This window comes from Streptosporangium sp. NPDC003464 (assembly GCF_053588315.1).
The window spans coordinates 1-16,480 of sequence record NZ_JBSFPS010000231.1 but is presented as its reverse complement, the minus strand read 5'-3'; the positions used below and the strand labels follow the sequence as shown (position 1 = coordinate 16,480).

The 16,480-nt window shown below is 72.9% G+C and carries 15 protein-coding genes; 8 read left to right on the top strand and 7 right to left on the bottom strand.

The features are described from left to right. The first annotated feature begins 226 nt into the window (after positions 1 to 226). A complete protein-coding gene (locus ACWDS7_RS36700) occupies positions 227 to 1,240 on the top strand; it encodes a hypothetical protein (RefSeq protein WP_451932999.1) in 1,014 nt (337 codons plus the stop codon). Positions 1,241 to 1,280: 40 nt separating this feature from the next. Here the strand turns inward: ACWDS7_RS36700 and ACWDS7_RS36695 are convergent, their stop codons facing one another. From ACWDS7_RS36695 to ACWDS7_RS36680, 4 genes are all read right to left on the bottom strand, one after another. Next, positions 1,281 to 2,267 (bottom strand): NAD-dependent epimerase/dehydratase family protein, encoded by a 987-nt coding sequence (locus ACWDS7_RS36695; RefSeq protein ID WP_451932998.1) that lies wholly within the window; start codon positions 2,265 to 2,267, stop codon positions 1,281 to 1,283. 68 nt (positions 2,268 to 2,335) lie between these two features. Continuing rightward, positions 2,336 to 3,451 (bottom strand): sugar ABC transporter substrate-binding protein, encoded by a 1,116-nt coding sequence (locus ACWDS7_RS36690; RefSeq protein ID WP_451932997.1) that lies wholly within the window; start codon positions 3,449 to 3,451, stop codon positions 2,336 to 2,338. A gap of 198 nt (positions 3,452 to 3,649) precedes the next feature. Further along, on the bottom strand, positions 3,650 to 4,081 hold the full coding sequence (locus ACWDS7_RS36685; RefSeq protein WP_451932996.1) for a hypothetical protein: 432 nt from the start codon (positions 4,079 to 4,081) through the stop codon (positions 3,650 to 3,652). Between the two features lie 119 nt (positions 4,082 to 4,200). Beyond that, positions 4,201 to 5,529 (bottom strand): alpha-amylase family protein, encoded by a 1,329-nt coding sequence (locus ACWDS7_RS36680; protein ID WP_451932995.1) that lies wholly within the window; start codon positions 5,527 to 5,529, stop codon positions 4,201 to 4,203. A 338-nt stretch (positions 5,530 to 5,867) separates the two neighbouring features. Between ACWDS7_RS36680 and ACWDS7_RS36675 the strand changes: the two genes are divergently transcribed. Beyond that, a complete protein-coding gene (locus tag ACWDS7_RS36675; RefSeq protein ID WP_451932994.1) occupies positions 5,868 to 6,719 on the top strand; it encodes a hypothetical protein in 852 nt (283 codons plus the stop codon). 31 nt (positions 6,720 to 6,750) lie between these two features. Here ACWDS7_RS36675 and ACWDS7_RS36670 read toward each other — a convergent pair whose 3' ends face one another. Then, the gene (locus ACWDS7_RS36670) at positions 6,751 to 7,209 is read right to left on the bottom strand and encodes a carboxymuconolactone decarboxylase family protein (RefSeq protein ID WP_451932993.1); all 459 of its coding nucleotides are present in this window, start codon (positions 7,207 to 7,209) and stop codon (positions 6,751 to 6,753) included. 47 nt (positions 7,210 to 7,256) lie between these two features. On the opposite strand from ACWDS7_RS36670, the gene pdxR reads away from it, so the two are divergent. Both pdxR and ACWDS7_RS36660 read left to right on the top strand, forming a co-directional pair. Next, positions 7,257 to 8,666, top strand: a complete 1,410-nt coding sequence (gene pdxR, locus ACWDS7_RS36665) for a MocR-like pyridoxine biosynthesis transcription factor PdxR (protein ID WP_451932992.1) — start codon at positions 7,257 to 7,259, stop codon at positions 8,664 to 8,666. 263 nt (positions 8,667 to 8,929) lie between these two features. Next, positions 8,930 to 9,916: an aldo/keto reductase gene (locus ACWDS7_RS36660; protein WP_451932991.1), complete on the top strand. Its 987-nt coding sequence runs from the start codon at positions 8,930 to 8,932 to the stop codon at positions 9,914 to 9,916. Between the two features lie 101 nt (positions 9,917 to 10,017). Here ACWDS7_RS36660 and ACWDS7_RS36655 read toward each other — a convergent pair whose 3' ends face one another. Then, complete coding sequence (locus tag ACWDS7_RS36655) at positions 10,018 to 10,629, bottom strand: TetR/AcrR family transcriptional regulator (protein WP_451932990.1); 612 nt, start codon at positions 10,627 to 10,629, stop codon at positions 10,018 to 10,020. Positions 10,630 to 10,686: 57 nt separating this feature from the next. Between ACWDS7_RS36655 and ACWDS7_RS36650 the strand changes: the two genes are divergently transcribed. Continuing rightward, positions 10,687 to 11,103 (top strand): VOC family protein, encoded by a 417-nt coding sequence (locus ACWDS7_RS36650; RefSeq protein WP_306863348.1) that lies wholly within the window; start codon positions 10,687 to 10,689, stop codon positions 11,101 to 11,103. Between the two features lie 152 nt (positions 11,104 to 11,255). Beyond that, positions 11,256 to 12,080: an alpha/beta fold hydrolase gene (locus tag ACWDS7_RS36645; RefSeq protein ID WP_451932989.1), complete on the top strand. Its 825-nt coding sequence runs from the start codon at positions 11,256 to 11,258 to the stop codon at positions 12,078 to 12,080. A 137-nt stretch (positions 12,081 to 12,217) separates the two neighbouring features. On the opposite strand, the gene ACWDS7_RS36640 is transcribed toward ACWDS7_RS36645, so the two are convergent. Beyond that, on the bottom strand, positions 12,218 to 12,934 hold the full coding sequence (locus ACWDS7_RS36640; protein ID WP_451932988.1) for a ferritin-like domain-containing protein: 717 nt from the start codon (positions 12,932 to 12,934) through the stop codon (positions 12,218 to 12,220). 31 nt (positions 12,935 to 12,965) lie between these two features. Between ACWDS7_RS36640 and ACWDS7_RS36635 the strand changes: the two genes are divergently transcribed. After that, entirely contained in the window at positions 12,966 to 16,055 is a 3,090-nt protein-coding gene (locus tag ACWDS7_RS36635) for a toll/interleukin-1 receptor domain-containing protein (RefSeq protein ID WP_451932987.1), read from the top strand. A 224-nt stretch (positions 16,056 to 16,279) separates the two neighbouring features. Next, on the top strand, positions 16,280 to 16,480 hold a 201-nt coding region (locus ACWDS7_RS36630), incomplete at its 3' end, for a putative quinol monooxygenase (RefSeq protein WP_451932986.1).

Below are 16,480 nucleotides of genomic sequence, written 5' to 3'. Positions count from 1 at the left end.
CGCCCCGGCCGCCGTGCATGATCGCCCGCGCCGCGGCGGCGACCCGGCCGGAGCTGGTGCGCACCTCAAGGGCCATGACGAGCGGTGAGGGGGCCGCCTGCCGCCGCTGCACGGGCGGCTCCGCACGCCGACGGCCGCGCTCCTGCCGCCCCTGCTCCTGGCCGCGGCGGCGGTCGCCGTACTGCCCGGCCTGGCCGTCCGGCTCCGCTTCGGGCAGGCCCTGGCCGTGGCGTACGGCACTGCCCTGGCGTGGACGGTGCTGCTGGCCGTCTCCGGCGACGGCCTGGCCCAGCCGTTCACCAGCCGCTACGAGTATCTGGCCGTGCTGCCCGCCGTGGGGGACGACCCGCTCGGCTGGCTGGCCTCCTTCACCGAGCGGCTCCCCGGCTACCCCACCCACGTGCGGGGCCATCCCCCGCTGCCCGTCCTGGTGCTCTGGGCCCTGGCGGAGGCCGGGCTGCCCGGGCCGTTCTGGGCGGCGGTGCTGGCCGTCGCGGTGGGATGCTCGGCGGTGCTGGCCGTCGCGCTCACCGTCCGGCGGCTGGCGGGGGAGGAGAGCGCCCGTCTCGCCCTGCCGTACCTCGCGCTGACCCCCGCCGCGGTCTGGATCGCCACGACCATGGACGCCTTCTTCGCCGGGGTGGGCGCCTGGGGCGTCGCCCTGCTGGTGTCCGGGGGCAGGGGCAGGGGTCGGGTGCTGTCCGGGGCGGCGGCGGGGGTGCTGCTGGGGGCCCTGCCCTACCTCAGCTACGGGCTCGTGCCGTACCTGCTGATCCCGGTGGTCGCCGCCGTGGTGGCGCGGATCTCCCGCGCCACCGTGGTCGCCTGCCTGGCGGGGGCGGCCGCGGTGACCGCGGCCGCCGTCGCGGGCGGCTTCCTGTGGCCGCTCGGGGTGCTCGCCACCCACGCGGAGTGGGCCGCCGACCCGGGCGCCGCCCGGCCCTACCTCTACTTCCTGGCCGCCAACCTGGCGGTGCTGGCCCTCCTGACCGGCCCCGCGACCGCCGCCGGGCTGGCGCGGACGCCGCCCGGAGGGGTGCGCGCGCTGGTCGCGGCGGCGGTCGTGGCCGTGCTCGCCCTCGACGTCAGCGGGGTGACCAGGGGAGAGGTCGAGCGGATCTGGGTGCCCTACGCGGTCTGGATCGTCCTGGCCGCCGCGTCGTCGCCCGGCCGGTGGTGGCTCGCCGCCCAGGCCCTGACCGGGCTCCTGCTGCAGGGGCTCGTCAGCTCCCCGTGGTGAGGTCTGCCGCCCGGTCAGCATGGTGAGGTCTGCCGCCCGGTCAGCCCAGCGGGGCGGTGGAGAACTCCGCCATCCCGGCGGCGAACGGCACCGCGGCGCGGAAGCCGAGCTCCGCCGCCGCCCGTTCCGGGCCGGCGACGATGTGCCGCACGTCGCCCAGCCGGTATTCGCCGGTGGTCACCGGTGCCGGGCCGCCGTGTCCGGCCGCCAGGGCCGCGGCCATCTCCCCGACCGTGTGCGGCTGCCCGCTGGCGATGTTGTAGGCGGCCAGCGTCCCGGGGGTCCCTCCGCCGAGCGCCGCGAGGTTGGCCAGCGCCACGTCACGCACGTGCACGAAGTCCCGGAGCTGGCGGCCGTCCTCGAACACGCGCGGCGCCCGGCCCGCCTCCAGCGCCGACCGGAAGATCGCCGCGACCCCGGCGTAGGGGGTGTCGCGCGGCATCCCGGGCCCGTACACGTTGTGGTAGCGCAGCGCGACGGCCGTGCCGCCCGTCTCCCGTGCCCAGTTCGCCGCCAGGTGCTCCTGGGCGAGCTTGGTCGTGGCGTAGGCGTTGCGCGGGTCGGCCGGGGCGTCCTCGCCGATGGTGACGGGGCCGACCGGCAGCGCGCAGTGCGGGCAGCGCGGCTCGAACCGTCCTCGGGCGAGGTCGCGCTCCGCTCTCGGGCCCGGCCGCACCCGGCCGTGCGCCGCGCACTCGTAGGCGCCCTCGCCGTACACCACCATCGACGAGGCGAGCACCAGCCGCCCGACCCCGTGCCCGGCCATGGCGGCCAGCAGCGTGGCGGTGCCCAGCACGTTCGCCGAGGCGTAGTCGGGGAGGTCGGACACGTCCACGCCGAGCCCCACCTTCGCCGCCTGGTGCACCACGGCGCCGACACCGCCCAGCACGCGGTCCAGCGCCTCCCGGTCCCGGACGTCGCCGCCGGTCCGCAGGTCGAAGCCGACGACCTCGTGCCCGGCCTCCTCCAGGGCGACGGCCACATGGCCTCCGATGAACCCGGCGGAGCCGGTGACCAGTGTCCTCATGCGGCCGACGCTATCCCCTCTTCGGCGGAGGGGGCGCCGGTCCTCGGGATCTCTCAGGTGAACTTGGCTCAGGTGAGCCCGGCGGACTTGCACGCGGCCCGGAGGTCGGCCGTGCAGATCTCCTCGACCCTCCAGAGGCCGTCCTTGACCACGGTGTCCTCGATGTTGTCCTTGGTGACCACGATCGGCTGGATGATCTGGGCGGGGATCGAGGACGAGGTCCCGTTGGCCACGGTCCCTTCGCCGTTGGCGCTGCCCGTCACCGTCCTGCCCGAGCCGAGGTCGACGGCCATCTGGGCGGCGTTGCGGGCCTCGGGCCTGATCGGTTTGTAGATGGTCATCGTCTGGGTGCCCAGCAGGACGCGCTGGATGGCCGCGAGTTCGGCGTCCTGGCCGGTCAGCGGCGTGCCCTTGGCGATCCCGGTGATCCGCATCGCCCGGGCGGCGCCGCCGGCCATGCCGTCGTTGGCCGCGTACACCCCGATGACCCGCTCCGGGCCGAGCGTGGCGAACGCGCCGGCCGCGTCGGACGCGGCCAGGTCGGAGCTCCAGCCCGGGATGTCGTACTCCCCGCCGATCACCACGTTGCCGTCGAGGACCGAGTGGACGCCCTTCTTGAAGTCGCCCGCGTTCGGGTCGGCCGGTGAGCCGTTGATCATCACGATCGGCCCCCGCCGGGGGTCGCCCTCCGCCTTGAGGGCGTCGAGCAGGGCCTGGCCCTGCATCTTGCCGATCTGGAGGTTGTCGAAGGAGGTGTAGGCGTCGATCGGCCCGCCGGCCAGGCGGTCGTAGGCGATGACCTTCACGCCCTGCTCCACGGCCCTGGACACCGACGGCGCGATCGCCTTGGCGTCCACCGCGTCCAGGATGATCACCTTGACGCCGTTGCCGAGCATCGAGTCGAACTGCCGCCGCTGCCGGTCGTGATCGCGGCCGGCGCTGCCGTAGACGACCTGACACCTGGGGCAGAGCTCGGCCACGCTCTCGGTGATGTAGGGGCGGTCGAACTTCTCGTAGCGCGTCGCCTCCGTCCCCGGCAGCAGCAGACCTATCTTGAAGCCCTCGGCCACGGCGCGGCCGGGAGCGGAGGCCGTCTCGTCGGACCCGGGCCGCCCGATGACCCCGCAGGCCGTCAGCCCGAACGCCGCGACGACGGCCATCCCGCCCGCCGCCAGGCGAGCCACCGCTCTCTTCACTACGGACCCCCGAAATTCCACCTTTAGCTATGAAACCGGGCATTTAGTGTAATTAGCGGCAGCCGTACCCGGCGCGGGGGACGCGATGCCCGGCGGGTCCCGATCCTGGTGAGATCTTGGTCCACCGGCGCTCCCACTGGGGAGCGCTTTTCCGGCAGTGGGGCGGAGGCCGGTCCGCTCCGCCTCTCAGGCGTCTCGCCGGTCGTCGAGCCACACGTCCGTCTGGCGGGAGGCACTGGTCCGGGCGGGCGACTGAGGCGTGGCCCGGGTCTCCGTCACGGTGAAATCGGCGACCACATGCCGGTTGTGGAGGAGGAAACCGATCACGCCCGCCAGGGCCTCGACGCTGTCGTGGGCGCGGGCGTGACCGGTCAGGAGGTAGACCAGCGGCGTGGACGGCTGGTCGAGGGCGAAACGGCGGCCGTGGTGGTGAACGTCCTGCAAGGTCCTGATGGGGATCGGCTGCTCGGTGGTGAACCAGGCGGCGACCTCCCAGAACGGCAGCGCCGGGTCCGGGGTGACCGATCTCTCGTAGCAGGCCACACAGCCTCGGCGGGCGTCCTGCCCGTGGGGGCACGCCCAGGAGGCGGCGTCGTGCGGCATGCTGCGCTCAGACATGAGCCGACCGTACCTTCCCGGCTCCCATGCGTGGTCCTCGCAGATCAAATGCTCGGCTGGTCCTTACCCGGTCACGCCGGCCGGGGGCCGTCGCCCGGCCGGGACGCCGCCCGCGGGGGTCACCGGCCACTGAGGACGGCCCAGCCGTGGGCGGGGACGAGGGCCGGGTCGCCGGAGGGCGGCGCGGCCTCCGACGTCACCTCGACGGTGAGCCCGCCGGTCTCCAGCGGGAACGCGTGGGGCCGGTCGTCGACGTTGAGCAGGGTGACGATCCTGCGGCCCGGGGCCTCGGCGCAGGTCGAGGTCAGCGCGACCGCCCGGTTGGTCAGATGCTCCGCGGCGGTGCGGGCCCTGACCAGCCACGGATGGCGGCGGCGCAGGCCGATCAGGCGCCGGTGCAGGTGGTAGACGGGCCATCCCGAGGCGGCGAGGGCGCCGGGACGGTCGGGGAAGGCCGGGCGGACGGCGTCGTCCCCACCGGCCCGCTCCTCCTTGACGCCCCGGAACGCCTGCTCGTCGCCGTAGTAGACGCTGGGCACGCCGCCCACGGTGAACAGCACGGCCAGCGCGTGGCCCAGGTGCCGGACGTCGGTGAGACGGCTGGCCAGCCTGGTCACGTCGTGGTTGCCGACGAAGGTCAGCGGTGGCGGCACGGCGTCGAGCAGGCCGTCGTGCCGGTCCAGGGCCCAGGCGAGCTCGAAGAGGTTGCCGTCGTTGAGCGAGCTCCAGATCGCCTTCCAGAGCTCGTACTGGGTGACCGAGTCGAGGCCGCTCGCCCGGACGTATCCGGCGTAGTCGCCGTGGATCACCTCCCCGACGAACCACGCGTCGGGGTGGAGCGGCCGCACCCGTTCCAGGGCTCCGCGCCAGAAGCCGGGCGGCACCGCGTAGGCCGCGTCGAGACGCCAGCCCGACGCGCCCCGGTCCAGCCAGTGGTTCATGACCCGCACGACGTGGTCGAGCACCTCGGGCTCCTCGTGGTTGAGGGCCACGAGGTGGTGATGCCCCTCGAAGGTCGCGTAGTCCGGCTCGCCGCCGTTCCCGGCCGGCCGCCGGAACCAGCGCGCGGCACGCGGATCGGGGTCGGCGGCCGTCGCCCGCGCGAACACCGGGAACCCCCGGCCCACGTGGTTGAAGACCCCGTCCAGGACGATCCGGAGGCCCCGCCCGCGCGCCGCCGCGACGAGATGGTCGAAATCCTCGTCGTCGCCGAGCCGCGGATCGATCCGGAAGTGGTCGACGGTGTCGTAGCCATGGGTCTCCGCCGCGAATATCGGTCCCAGCTGCAGCCCCGAACAGCCCAGCTCCACGGCGTAGTCGAGCCAGGGGTCGAGCTGCCGCAGGCGGTGCCGGACCGGCGCCCCCGGCGGCGGTGCCGAGCCCTCCGCGCCGGTGAACCCGAGCGGGTAAACCTGCCACAGGACCGCGTGGTCCACCCATGACGTCATGAACGCCCCCTCACCCCCGGTCTCTCCGGACCGGTACGGCCCGCATGTGTCCCGGCTACCCTCGCTCCGGCCGTCATGCCTCATCGGCCGGACGACATCCGCCTGGCCGGACGGCTCCGTGCGGTGGGGAAACCTCGAACACTGCCGGCGGTGTGTGAATTTTTCGGACAGGTCGCTGTCGGATCTGCTAGGAATTTGCCCGACCGAAATTCACGTCAGAGAGGGTCGTTGTGGGGCAGGACGGCATACAAGGGCCATACGACGAGGATCCCCGTGAGCGGACCGGCCCCATGGGGCCCGTCACGCCACAGCACAGACCTGACCGCCCGGATGGCGACGTGCTGTCGGACGGATGGGATCCGGAGGTCGCCCAGGAGCCGGGCCGGGACGACGGACACGCGTCCCGGAAGACCCCCGAGGCCGCAGGGGCCGGAGCCGAGGAGGCCCGGCACACCTCGCGCGAGCTCCGCGACGAGGAGGCCCGGGACGCCTCGCACGAGCTCCACGACGAGGAAGACCGGGACGCCGCCTACGAGCTCCACGATCAGGAGGACTGGGACTCCTCGCGGGAGACCCACGACGGCGCGGGGCAGACCCGCGGCTTCCTGGGGTCGGGCTGGAGGGGAGACGCGGAGCCCGACGACAGGCCCCGGCGCCGGAGCAGGATGCTGCTGACGGTCGTCGCGGGCATCGTGGCGCTGGGGCTCGTCGGAGGCTGGGTGATCTCCTCCACCGTGGGGTCCGCACCCGACACCTCGTGCCCGGCGGGCACCGGGTGCGCGAGGGCCGAACCGCCGCGGCCGGAGCCGGAGACGCCGGCCGCCGAGCCCACCGAGTCCACCGGACCGGAGGAGACGGCGCGGCCGTCCGCCGAGGAGAGCGAGACTCCCGAGCCGGAGGTCTCCCGCGCCCCGGCGCCCCGCACGCAGCCGCCCCGGCCGACGCCGACGCGCAGCCGTCCGCCGGCACGGCCGAGCCCCGACCCCACCCGGGAGCGCGAGAGGGACGGCTCCCACAAGCTGGATTCCCGGCCGCAGGACTCCTCCGGACCCGAGACCGGCCCGCCGACGGAGCCCGCTCCGACGCGGAGCGCCCCGACGGAGAGCTCGGCGCCGAGCGAGACGCCCCCCAGCGAGAGCCCGAGCCAGGACAGCAGCGGCGGTGGCGGCCTGCTCGACTGGCTGTTCTGACCGGCCGTCCCCGCCGGCTGGTCGCGGGCGGTCAGGTCAGCGGCCAGGGGCGAGCGACGGCGCCCAGCCGGTTCCACGCGTTGATCACAGTGATCGTCCAGATGAGCTCGGCCAGTTCGGTCTCGGTGAACTGGGCCGCCGCCCGCCCGTACACCTCGTCGGAGACCGGACCGTCGGTGAGCCGGGTGCCCGCCTCGGTCAGCTCCAGCGCCGCGCGCTCCCGGTCGGTGAAGAACGGCGTCTCCCGCCAGACGGGGAGGGCGAACAGCCGCTGCTCGCTCTCCCCGCCCTTGCGCGCGTCCCGGGAGTGCATGTCGACGCAGTAGGCGCAGCCGTTGAGCTGCGAGGCGCGGGCCCTGACCAGTTCGAGCAGGCCAGGTTCCAGCTCCGTCTCCCTGGAGGCCGCGTCGAGGGCGTTCATCGCCCGGTTGACATGGGGGGCGAGCTTGTCCACCGCCAGCCGGACGGTGGGAGGGTTCGTCGTGGTCATGCCCTCGACATTAGAGATCGACTGGACCGGTAATAAGATCCAAATCTATGTCGGAATTTTGGGCCACTTTCGGGGTCGACCTGTATCTGGAACTCGACACCGCGACCGGCCGCCGGGCCGGCCTGGAGCACGCCCTGCGCGACGCCGTCCGCGCCGGGCGGCTCGCGCCGCAGGCCCGGATGCCCTCGACCCGCAAGCTGGCCACCCAGCTCGGCCTGTCACGCGGCACGGTGAGCGCCGCCTACGATCAGCTGATCGCCGAGGGCTACCTGACCGCCCGCCGGGGGTCCGGCACCATGGTCGCCGACCTCACCGGACGGTCCGCGCCGGAGCCGCCGCCGCGGCCCGGCGCCGCCGTCCCCCGGCACGACCTGCGGCCGGGCAGTCCCGACGTGGGCATGTTCCCCGCCGCCGCCTGGGCGCGGTCCGTCCGGCGCGCGCTCGCCGCGACGCCGGCCAGTGCCCTCGACTACGGCGACCCGCGCGGCCGGCCCGAGCTCCGCGCCGCGCTGGCCGAATATCTGGGGCGGACCCGCGGCGTGCTCGCGACCCCCGGGCAGATCATGATCACTTCCGGCTACGTCCAGGCGCTGGCCCTGCTGGCCAGGGTGCTCGGCGACGCCGGGGCCGACGCGGTGGCCATGGAGGACCCGGGCCTGGGCTTTCACCGGGAGGTGGTCCGGCGGGCCGGTCCGGCCGTCGTCGCGCTCCCGGTCGACCGGCGTGGGGCCCACCCCGACCTGATGGGCGAGCACGGGAAGGTGGGGGCGCTCGTGGTGACACCGGCCCACCAGTATCCGACCGGCGTCACCCTGCACCCGGCCCGCCGCCACACCCTCACCGAGTGGGCGCGCGCCCGCGACGGCCTGATCGTCGAGGACGACTACGACGGCGAGTTCCGCTACGACCGCCAGCCCGTCGGCGCGCTCCAGGGCATGGCGCCCGACCACGTCGTCTACGTGGGCAGCGCGTCCAAGACCCTCGGCCCCGCCCTGCGTCTGGGCTGGATGGTGCTGCCGCACCGCCTCGTCGAGGCGGTGGTGGACGCCAAGCTGCACCTCGACCACCACACCGAGGTGATCGGGCAGCTGGCCCTCGCCGACCTGATCACCACTCATGTCTACGACCGGCACATCCGCGCCTGCCGCCTGCACTACCGCCGCCGCCGCGACCTCCTGCTGGACCGGCTCGGACCCGTGTCCGGTCTGGCCGTCCACGGGATCGCGGCGGGGCTCCACGCGATGGTCAACCTGCCTCCCGGCGGGCCCGGCGAGCAGGAGGTGCTCGACCGCGCCGCGGAGCGGGGTCTGGCCCTGGGGAGTCTGGGCGGCCACTGGCACCGGGCCGGCGACCACCCGCAGGCGGTCATCGTCGGGTACGGCACGCCGCGCGAGCACGCCTACCCGGCCGCACTCGACGCCCTCGCGCACGTCCTGTCCCAGGTCGGCGCGGGCTAGCCGTCCAGGCCCGCTCGGGTCCGAGGTGAGCGTGCAGGCTCGCTCGGGCCCAGGGCCAGCCGTTCAGGCCCGCTCGGGTCCGGGGCGAGCGTCCAGGCCCGCTCCGGTTCAGGGCCGGCGTTTCAGGCCTGTCCGGGTCCTGGTCCGGGCCCGGGGCCGTCCGGTGGATCCCGCGCGGCCGGCGGGCTTGACCTGGAGCGCGCTCCACGTCCCAGACTTCCGTCCGAGGCCCGGAGACGAAGGGCCGGACCAAAGGGGACAGCATGAAATACCGCACCATCGGCACTGACCCGGAGACCCGCCGTGAGGTGAGCGTGCTCGCCCTCGGTGCGATGCTCTTCGGCTCGGTGACCGACGAGAAGACCTCCTTCGCCATCCTGGACCGCTACGTCGAGGCGGGCGGGACGTTCATCGACACCTCCGACAACTACGCCTTCTGGGTCGACGGCGGCCAGGGCGGGCAGAGCGAGGCGCTGCTCGGGCGGTGGCGGCGCAGCCGCGGCATCGGGGACGAGATCGTCATCGCCACCAAGCTGGGAGCGCGGCCGCTCGCGCCCGGCACCGGCTACATCGACAACCCGGAGGGATTGTCGGCGAAGGTGATCCGGGAGTCCGCCGAGCGCAGCCGGGAACTGCTCGGGGTGGACAGGATCGACCTGCTCTACGCGCACATCGAGGACCGGACGGTCCCGCTCGGCGAGACCGTCGAGGGCTTCGCCGGACTGGTGGCGGAGGGGACGGTCGGGCTGCTCGGGGTGAGCAACCACGCGATCTGGCGGGTGGAGCGGGCCCGTGCCCTCGCCGCGGCGGCCGGGCTGCCCGGCTACGAGGTCCTGCAGTACCAGCACAGCCACCTGCGCCCCCGCTTCGACATGCCCGAACCGCTCTTCGAGGACGGCAGCCTCGGCCATGCCGGGGCCGAGCTGCACAGCTACCTGCGGGCCGAGCCCGGCCTGACCCTGGTCGCCTACTCGCCGCTGCTCGGCGGCGCCTACGTCCGGGAGGACAAGCCGCTGCCGCCGGACTACGACCACCCGGGCACGCCCGCCCGGCTGGCGGTGCTGCGCGAGGTCGCCGAGGAGACCGGGGCGAACGTGAACCAGGTGGTGCTGGCCTGGCAGATCGGCGGACGGCTGCCGGTGATCCCGCTGGCCGGGGCGTCCTCGGTGGCGCAGTTGGAGGAGAACCTGGCCGCGGTGGACCTGGAGCTGACCCAGGAGCAGCGGGCCCGGCTGGACGCGGCGCACTAGGCGTACCACCCGGGCGGGCCGGCGCCCCGGCCGGCTCCGCGTCACCGGACGATCGATCCCGAGGGGCCGGCCGCCGTCCGTGCGCGCGGGCCGGCGGCGGCTCATCGGACGTGCAGCGCCTCCAGCATCTGCGACAGGGCGGCCCTGGTGTCGGCCAGGTCTCCGGGGTCGGCCGACCCCGCCAGCCACAGGGCCGCCTCGTTCATCGCGCCCGACAGCAGGCGGGTCAGCGGCGCGACCGGCTGCGGGGCGATCGTTCCCTCCTCGATCAGGGTGGTGAGCGCTTCGGCCAGATGGTGGGCCGAAGCGGCCTCGTCCAGCGCGCGCCATTCGTTCCAGCCCAGTACGGCGGGGCCGTCGACGAGCATGATCCGCTGGACGTCCGGGTCGGTGCTGGCGGTGAGGAACGCCTGGCAACCGGCGGTGAACTGCGTCCATGGATCGTCGTGAGCCTCGGCGGCCGCGGCCACCGTCCGGGCGACCTGCTGCTGCACCTCTTCCAGGACGGCGCGGAACAGGGCGGCTTTGCCGTCGAAGTGGTGGTAGAGCGCGCCCTTGGTGACCCCGGCGGCGCGGACGATCTCCGACAGGCCCACCGCGCCGTAGCCCAGGGCCGCGAACAGGCGCCTGCTCTCGCGTATGAGGGCCCGCCTGGTCTGCTCCCTCTGCTGCGCCCTGCCGCCGTCCGTCATCGCGTCCCCGTCCGTTGACATACCGATGGTACGTCAATACATTACCTTCACATACCGACGGTATGTGAAGGAGTCCGTATGACGCTGACCAGCTTCTATCCGGTTATCTGCACCTCACTGCTCCAGGAGTCCCGCGACTTCTACACCGGGCTGCTGGGGTTCGAGCCGACGTTCGAGGCCGACTGGTACGTGAGCCTGCGGCGGCCGGGAGCGCTGCCGTACGAGCTCGCCCTGCTCGACCACGGCCATCCGACGCTGCCCGAGGCCTATCGCGCTCCCGTGCGGGGGCTGCTGCTCAACTTCGAGGTGGAGGACGTGGACGCGGAGTGGGAGCGGCTCGTCGTGCGCGGGGGGCTCCGGGCCGAACTGGAGCTGCGCGACGAGGACTTCGGGCAGCGGCACTTCATCGTGGCCGACCCCAACGGGGTCCTGATCGACGTGATCACCCCCATCGCGCCCACCACGGCGTACGCCGACCAGTACGTCGAACCGTGAGGTCGGTCGAACCGTGACGTCGCCGGCCTGGGCGACTTCCGGTGGGGCGTTGGCCGTCCCCGGTCCCGTTGGCACAATCATGGGACCGGGTGGGGACGTGCCGCGCTGGGCCCCGTCCACACCGAGCCGCCGTCCGCGATCGGAGCCACGTGATGCGCGTCAATGTCAACGACATCGACCTTGAGGTCCAGGTCAGCGGGGAGGGCCCCGCCGTGCTGCTGGTGCACGGCTACCCCGACACCCACGCCTGCTGGCGGCACCAGGTGGCCGCGCTGAACGCCGCCGGATACCGTACGATCGCCCCCGACCTGCGCGGCTTCGGCGCCTCCGGCAAACCCGCCGACCTCAAGAGCTACGAACTCGGCCAGTACGTCGCCGACCTGTCCGGCGTCCTCGACCAGGTCGGCGTCGAGCGGGTGCACCTGGTCGGGCACGACTGGGGGTCGACGCTCGCGCAGCTCCTGGCCATCACCGCACCCGATCGGGTGGCCGGCCTCGCCTGCCTGTCGGTCGGCCACCCCGCCGCCTTCCGGGCCGCGGGCTGGGAGCAGCGGGAGAAGTCCTGGTACATGCTGCTGTTCCAGTTCCCCGACATCGCCGAGCGGTGGCTCGCTCAGGACGACTTCAGGAACCTCCGCGAGATGCTGACCGAGCACCCCGACGCCGAGGAGGTCGTCGAGCGCATGCGCGACCCCCGGGCGCTCAGCAGCGGCCTGGCGATCTACCGCACCGGGGTCCCGCCCGAGACCCTGGTCACCTGGCCGTACGACCTGCCCGCCATCCAGGTGCCCACCATGGGCGTCTGGAGCACCCGCGACCGGTTCCTCACCGAGCGGGCGATGACCGGTACGGCGGAGCACGTCACCGGGCCCTGGCGCTACGAACGCCTCGACGGAGCCGGCCACTGGATGCAGTTGGAGGCGCCGGACGAGGTCAACGAGCTGCTGCTCGGCTTCCTGGCCGGTACGGACGGCTGAGCCCGCCTGTCCGGTGCGGGCGGGCGGGTCGGTCTGTGCCGAGCCCGCCTGTCCGGTGCGGGCGGGCGGGTCGGTCTGTGCCGAGCCCGCTTGCTCGGTGCGGGCGGGCGGGCCTGTGCCGGGCCCGCCTGTCCGGTTCAGCGCCGTCCCGCCCCGAAGACCTTCTCGGTCACCGCCGAGAACAGGCCGGTGACATCGGTGACGAAGGCCGTTCTGGACACCCCGAGACGGCGCAGGGCGGGGCCGTGATCCCAGACGACGACGGCGCAGGCGCCCAGCAGGAGCACCCACCAGCCGCAGCGCACGACCGTCCGGAGCGCCCGGGGCGTGGACCGGAACGACTCCCGCAGTCGGTCACAGTGGAACGGCACGTGCCGCTGCTCGTCGGCGAGGATCCGGCCCGCCACGTCCGAGGTGAGCCGGTCCCCGCTCCCGTCGCGCAGAGCCCGGTAGTACCGGAGGGCGACCACCTCCGCGACCATCAGCACCAGCAGCTCAAGCCGGAGCCCCAGCGTCCGGCGGAGCCGTACGAAGACCGTGTCACTCCAGTGCGCGGTGATGGTCCGCGCGCCTCCGGCGGCGAGCAGCAGCGCCAGCAGCCGCGCGTGGTTCCGCTCCTCGGCGACGAACAGCCGCACCGCCTCCGCGTAGGCCCCGTCGCCCGTGCCGGCGGCCTTGGCCATCAGGTTCGCGCCGTCGCCGTCCTCGCCGACCTGGAAGCGCTGCAAACTGCGCAGCACCGGATGGTCCAGCCGCGCCCCGTGCTCCCAGGCCGGATCGTCCTGTAGCCCGCGGCGCTCGGCCTCGGCCTCGAAGTCCCGTACCCACCCGCCGAAGTCGTGCATATCTGCCATAAGCCGCAATCTACGGAGGACGTATGCAGATATGACTGGCCTTTCTGTGGAGATTCGGTGGAGATCAGGCGGTCTGCCGAACCGGCTGAACGGTGGATTGTCGCGATGCCCGCATCACGTCAATCCATCATGTGCTTTCCTGGTCGCGATAAATGCCATTGGTGACCAGGTGAGCGGGCGCGGATTACCTGCAATGCGACAAAAAAGTAAATATCATGCTTTCATATCCTACAGTCACGGCGGAGACGCCTTTGTCGCCGAGGAATTGCAGAACAGGCTTCAGCGATTCGCGCGGCCCTGGTGGAGGCCGAGATCGCTCAGGATCTTCCGCGACAGGACGGATCTCGCCGCCGGCGGCAGCGCCTGGCCGGAGATCGAGAGGGCGCTGGCCCGGTCGGAGTGGTTCCTGCTCGTCGCCTCGCCCGCGTCGGCGGCGTCGCCGTGGGTGCGCAGGGAGATCCAGTGGTGGATGTCGCGCAAGCCCGGCGGGGCGGACAGGTTCCTGATCGCCCTGACGGCGGGTGCCATCGTCTGGGAGGGCGACGATTTCGACTGGTGCGCGACCACCGCACTGCCCAGGCGGGAACTCGCCGGAGCCTTCGCCCAAGAACCGATATGGGCCGACCTCCGGCGGGAGAAGAGCCTGCGGGGCGCCACCGCGGCGGGTGGTGACACCGGACCGGGAGCGGACGGTCCGGAGCCACTGGGAGACCTCGTCGTCGCGGACCTCGCCGCGCCGATCCGCGCACGTCCCAAGGACACGATGGTGGGACTGCACGTCCGTTACCGGCGCCGGCTGCGCCAGACGGTCGGCGGCGTCATCGCCGTCCTCACCGCCCTGCTGGTGGGCCTCTCCTACGCGGCCGCCGTCGCCTTCCAGCAGCGCGACGTCGCGACCAGCAGGGAGAAGGTGAGCAACTCCCGTCAGCTGGCCGCCACGGCGGACTCCCTGCTCGGCACCCACGCCGACGTGGCGCAGCTGCTGTCGGTGGCCGCCTACCGGCTGGACGACAACCCGCAGACGCGGGCGGCGCTGTTCAGAGCCGTCACGGCCAGCCCCCACCTGGTGAGATATCTCCACGCCCCCGAGGACATATCGGTCGTCAGAGCCTCGGGGGACGGTGAGTCCGTCGTCGCCGGCACCCGGGGCGGTGACCTGCTGCGCTGGAACGTCGCGACACTGGAGCGGACACACCTCACCCGCATGGCCGGACCGGTAGTCGACGTGTCGGTCGGCTTCAGCGGACAGGCGGTGGCCGCCACCGACGGCGTATCCATCGCGTACTGGGACGCGCGGGAAGGCGCTCAGGAACTCCCCGGCCGGCCGCCGATGAAGGCGACCGCCGTCGGCCTTTCCCCTTCCGGGAGATTCGTCGCCCTCTCCGAGCCGCCGGGGGAGCCGTACGACAAGCCGGCCCGGCTCGCCGTGTTCGACCGGCGCGACGGGGAATGGCGCTCGTTCCGCCCGCGCGACCTCCCCGAAGGGGCCGCCGAAATAGTGTTCCCGTCGGAGTCGTCGGTGATTTTCTTCGGCTCGGACGGGGCGCTGGAGGAGTGGGAGGTGCGCCCCCTCAGGAACAGGACGGTTTCAACGGGTTTCTTCCCCATGTACGACCCGGCCGGCGCGATATCGCCCACCGGCCGCAGGCTGGGCATGGCCAACGGGAGAACGCCCGCATCGGTGTGGGACAGGGCGGAGCGGTCCTACGACCCCGAGAAGCCCGACTTCGTCACGCCCATCCGGAACGGCCGGCCGACCGCGATGGCGATCAGCGGTGACGGGCGCCGGGTGGCCGTGGCCAGCGCGGGCACCGTCTACGTGTCCGATGTGACCGCGGAGAAGACGTCCGATGTGACCGCGGAGAAGAACGGACAGCCGAGGGAACTGACCGGCAACAGCTCCGTCAACGAGCGTGGCGTGGTGTTCCTCGGCGCCGAGGGCGACCGCCTGGTCTCGGCCTCGGGGCGCACACTGACGCTGTGGGACCTCCGGCAGGTGTCACGGATCAGCACGCGTATCAGGATGAAGGTCCCCTGGGGATGCATGGCCTGCCCCGGCCCGCGCGTCGAGGTACGTCCCGACGGGCGGCAGTTCGTCATCGACCGGGGCGGGGCGGAGTTCCATCATGCCGACGGGTCGCCCGCGCAGGACTTCCCGGTGAAAGGCCAGATCCCCCTCTCGTGGTCTCCGCACGGACACCTGATCCTCACCGTGGACGACGGGGCCGGCGACAGCTACCGGGTCTGGGACGGGCACAACCGCCCTCTCGGCTCCTGGAAGGACCCGGCGGCCCTGTCGATCGCCTGGTCGCGGGACAGCCGCCGTGTCATCATCGCCCACCCGTCCGGCGACATCACGGTCAGGGACGTCGCCGACGGCGCTCTCGTCAGTGAGTCCCGCGCGCTGCCCGTGAGCGACCCCGACGACGTGATGAGCGCCGTCGTCAACCCCGGAGCCATGACGGCCGGATTCTTCGAAACCCGCTGGGAGCACGACGGACAGGTGTGGGTCGTCGACCTGGTGTCCGGACGGCGGCGTGCCGTCCGGGGCGATCCGGTGGAGGCGATCGGCTTCTCCGGGCACCACTTCCTCGTGCAGCGGGAGAACGGGCGGCTCGACGTGTTCGACGAGCGGGGAGAGCACCACATCCGGTCGATCGGGGGCGAGGGGGACCCCGTGGGGGAGATGGTCACCGCTCCCCGGTCCACCCTCGTCGCCAGGCAGCGCAGGGACGGCACCGTTCTGCTCGTCGACATCGCCGACGGCTCCACGCTCGGTGCGTTCGACCTGCCCAGCAAGTCGCCGACCACCCGGACGGGGATGGCTCTCACCCCTGACGGCGCCTCCCTCATCACCGTGACCGAGGACGACATCACCGGCCAGGAGATCGGCGAGGCCCAGGTGTGGGACCTGTCCACCAGCAGATGGCTGACGACGGCATGCGCCACGGTGGGCCGCGACCTCACGGCGGCGGAATGGGAGCAGTACGTGGGCACACCGGCGCCGGCGACCTCCCCCTGCGGCGGGGCCGCCGCCCGCCGCGGAACGGACGACCGTCCGAGGGACGGAGTTCCCCCTCGCCCATGGAGCTCACCGACAGGGGTGTCCTCGATCCGCTGACCGAGCATCAGCAGAACGTCCTCACCGAGACCCCCGGCTGCCCGGTGATCGGCTCCGCCGGCCTCCGGGCGTGACCGGCAGGCCGGCTCGGGACGTCTTGACATCCGGCCGACCGGGCTCTCGCCTATCGTGGTCATGTCGTCGCGTGCCTGTCGGGCGCGGCACCCGCACACGGAGCACACGTCCCTTCACCACGGCTTCACCACGGCGAGAGAGACCAGGTCATGATCTTCATTACCGTCAAGTTCACCGTCCGTCCCGAGCGGAGCGAGGAATGGCTCTCGCTCGTCGACGACTTCACCCGGGCCACCCGGCAGGAGCCGGGCAACGTCTTCTTCGAATGGTCCAGGAGCGTCGAGACGCCCAACCAGTTCGTCCTGCTTGAGGCGTTCGCCTCATCCGCGGCGGGCGAGGCCCACGTGGGC

What these genes read in the sequence shown, in the direction of transcription:
- ACWDS7_RS36670 (WP_451932993.1), bottom strand. Translation starts at nt 7,209, where the DNA reads ATGACCACGACGAACCCTCCCACCGTCCGGCTGGCGGTGGACAAGCTC.
- ACWDS7_RS36685 (WP_451932996.1), bottom strand. Translation starts at nt 4,081, where the DNA reads ATGTCTGAGCGCAGCATGCCGCACGACGCCGCCTCCTGGGCGTGCCCC.
- ACWDS7_RS36660 (WP_451932991.1), top strand. Translation starts at nt 8,930, where the DNA reads ATGAAATACCGCACCATCGGCACTGACCCGGAGACCCGCCGTGAGGTG.
- ACWDS7_RS36680 (WP_451932995.1), bottom strand. Translation starts at nt 5,529, where the DNA reads ATGACGTCATGGGTGGACCACGCGGTCCTGTGGCAGGTTTACCCGCTC.
- pdxR (WP_451932992.1), top strand. Translation starts at nt 7,257, where the DNA reads ATGTCGGAATTTTGGGCCACTTTCGGGGTCGACCTGTATCTGGAACTC.
- ACWDS7_RS36640 (WP_451932988.1), bottom strand. Translation starts at nt 12,934, where the DNA reads ATGGCAGATATGCACGACTTCGGCGGGTGGGTACGGGACTTCGAGGCC.
- ACWDS7_RS36655 (WP_451932990.1), bottom strand. Translation starts at nt 10,629, where the DNA reads ATGTCAACGGACGGGGACGCGATGACGGACGGCGGCAGGGCGCAGCAG.
- ACWDS7_RS36645 (WP_451932989.1), top strand. Translation starts at nt 11,256, where the DNA reads ATGCGCGTCAATGTCAACGACATCGACCTTGAGGTCCAGGTCAGCGGG.
- ACWDS7_RS36650 (WP_306863348.1), top strand. Translation starts at nt 10,687, where the DNA reads ATGACGCTGACCAGCTTCTATCCGGTTATCTGCACCTCACTGCTCCAG.
- ACWDS7_RS36635 (WP_451932987.1), top strand. Translation starts at nt 12,966, where the DNA reads ATGACTGGCCTTTCTGTGGAGATTCGGTGGAGATCAGGCGGTCTGCCG.
- ACWDS7_RS36695 (WP_451932998.1), bottom strand. Translation starts at nt 2,267, where the DNA reads ATGAGGACACTGGTCACCGGCTCCGCCGGGTTCATCGGAGGCCATGTG.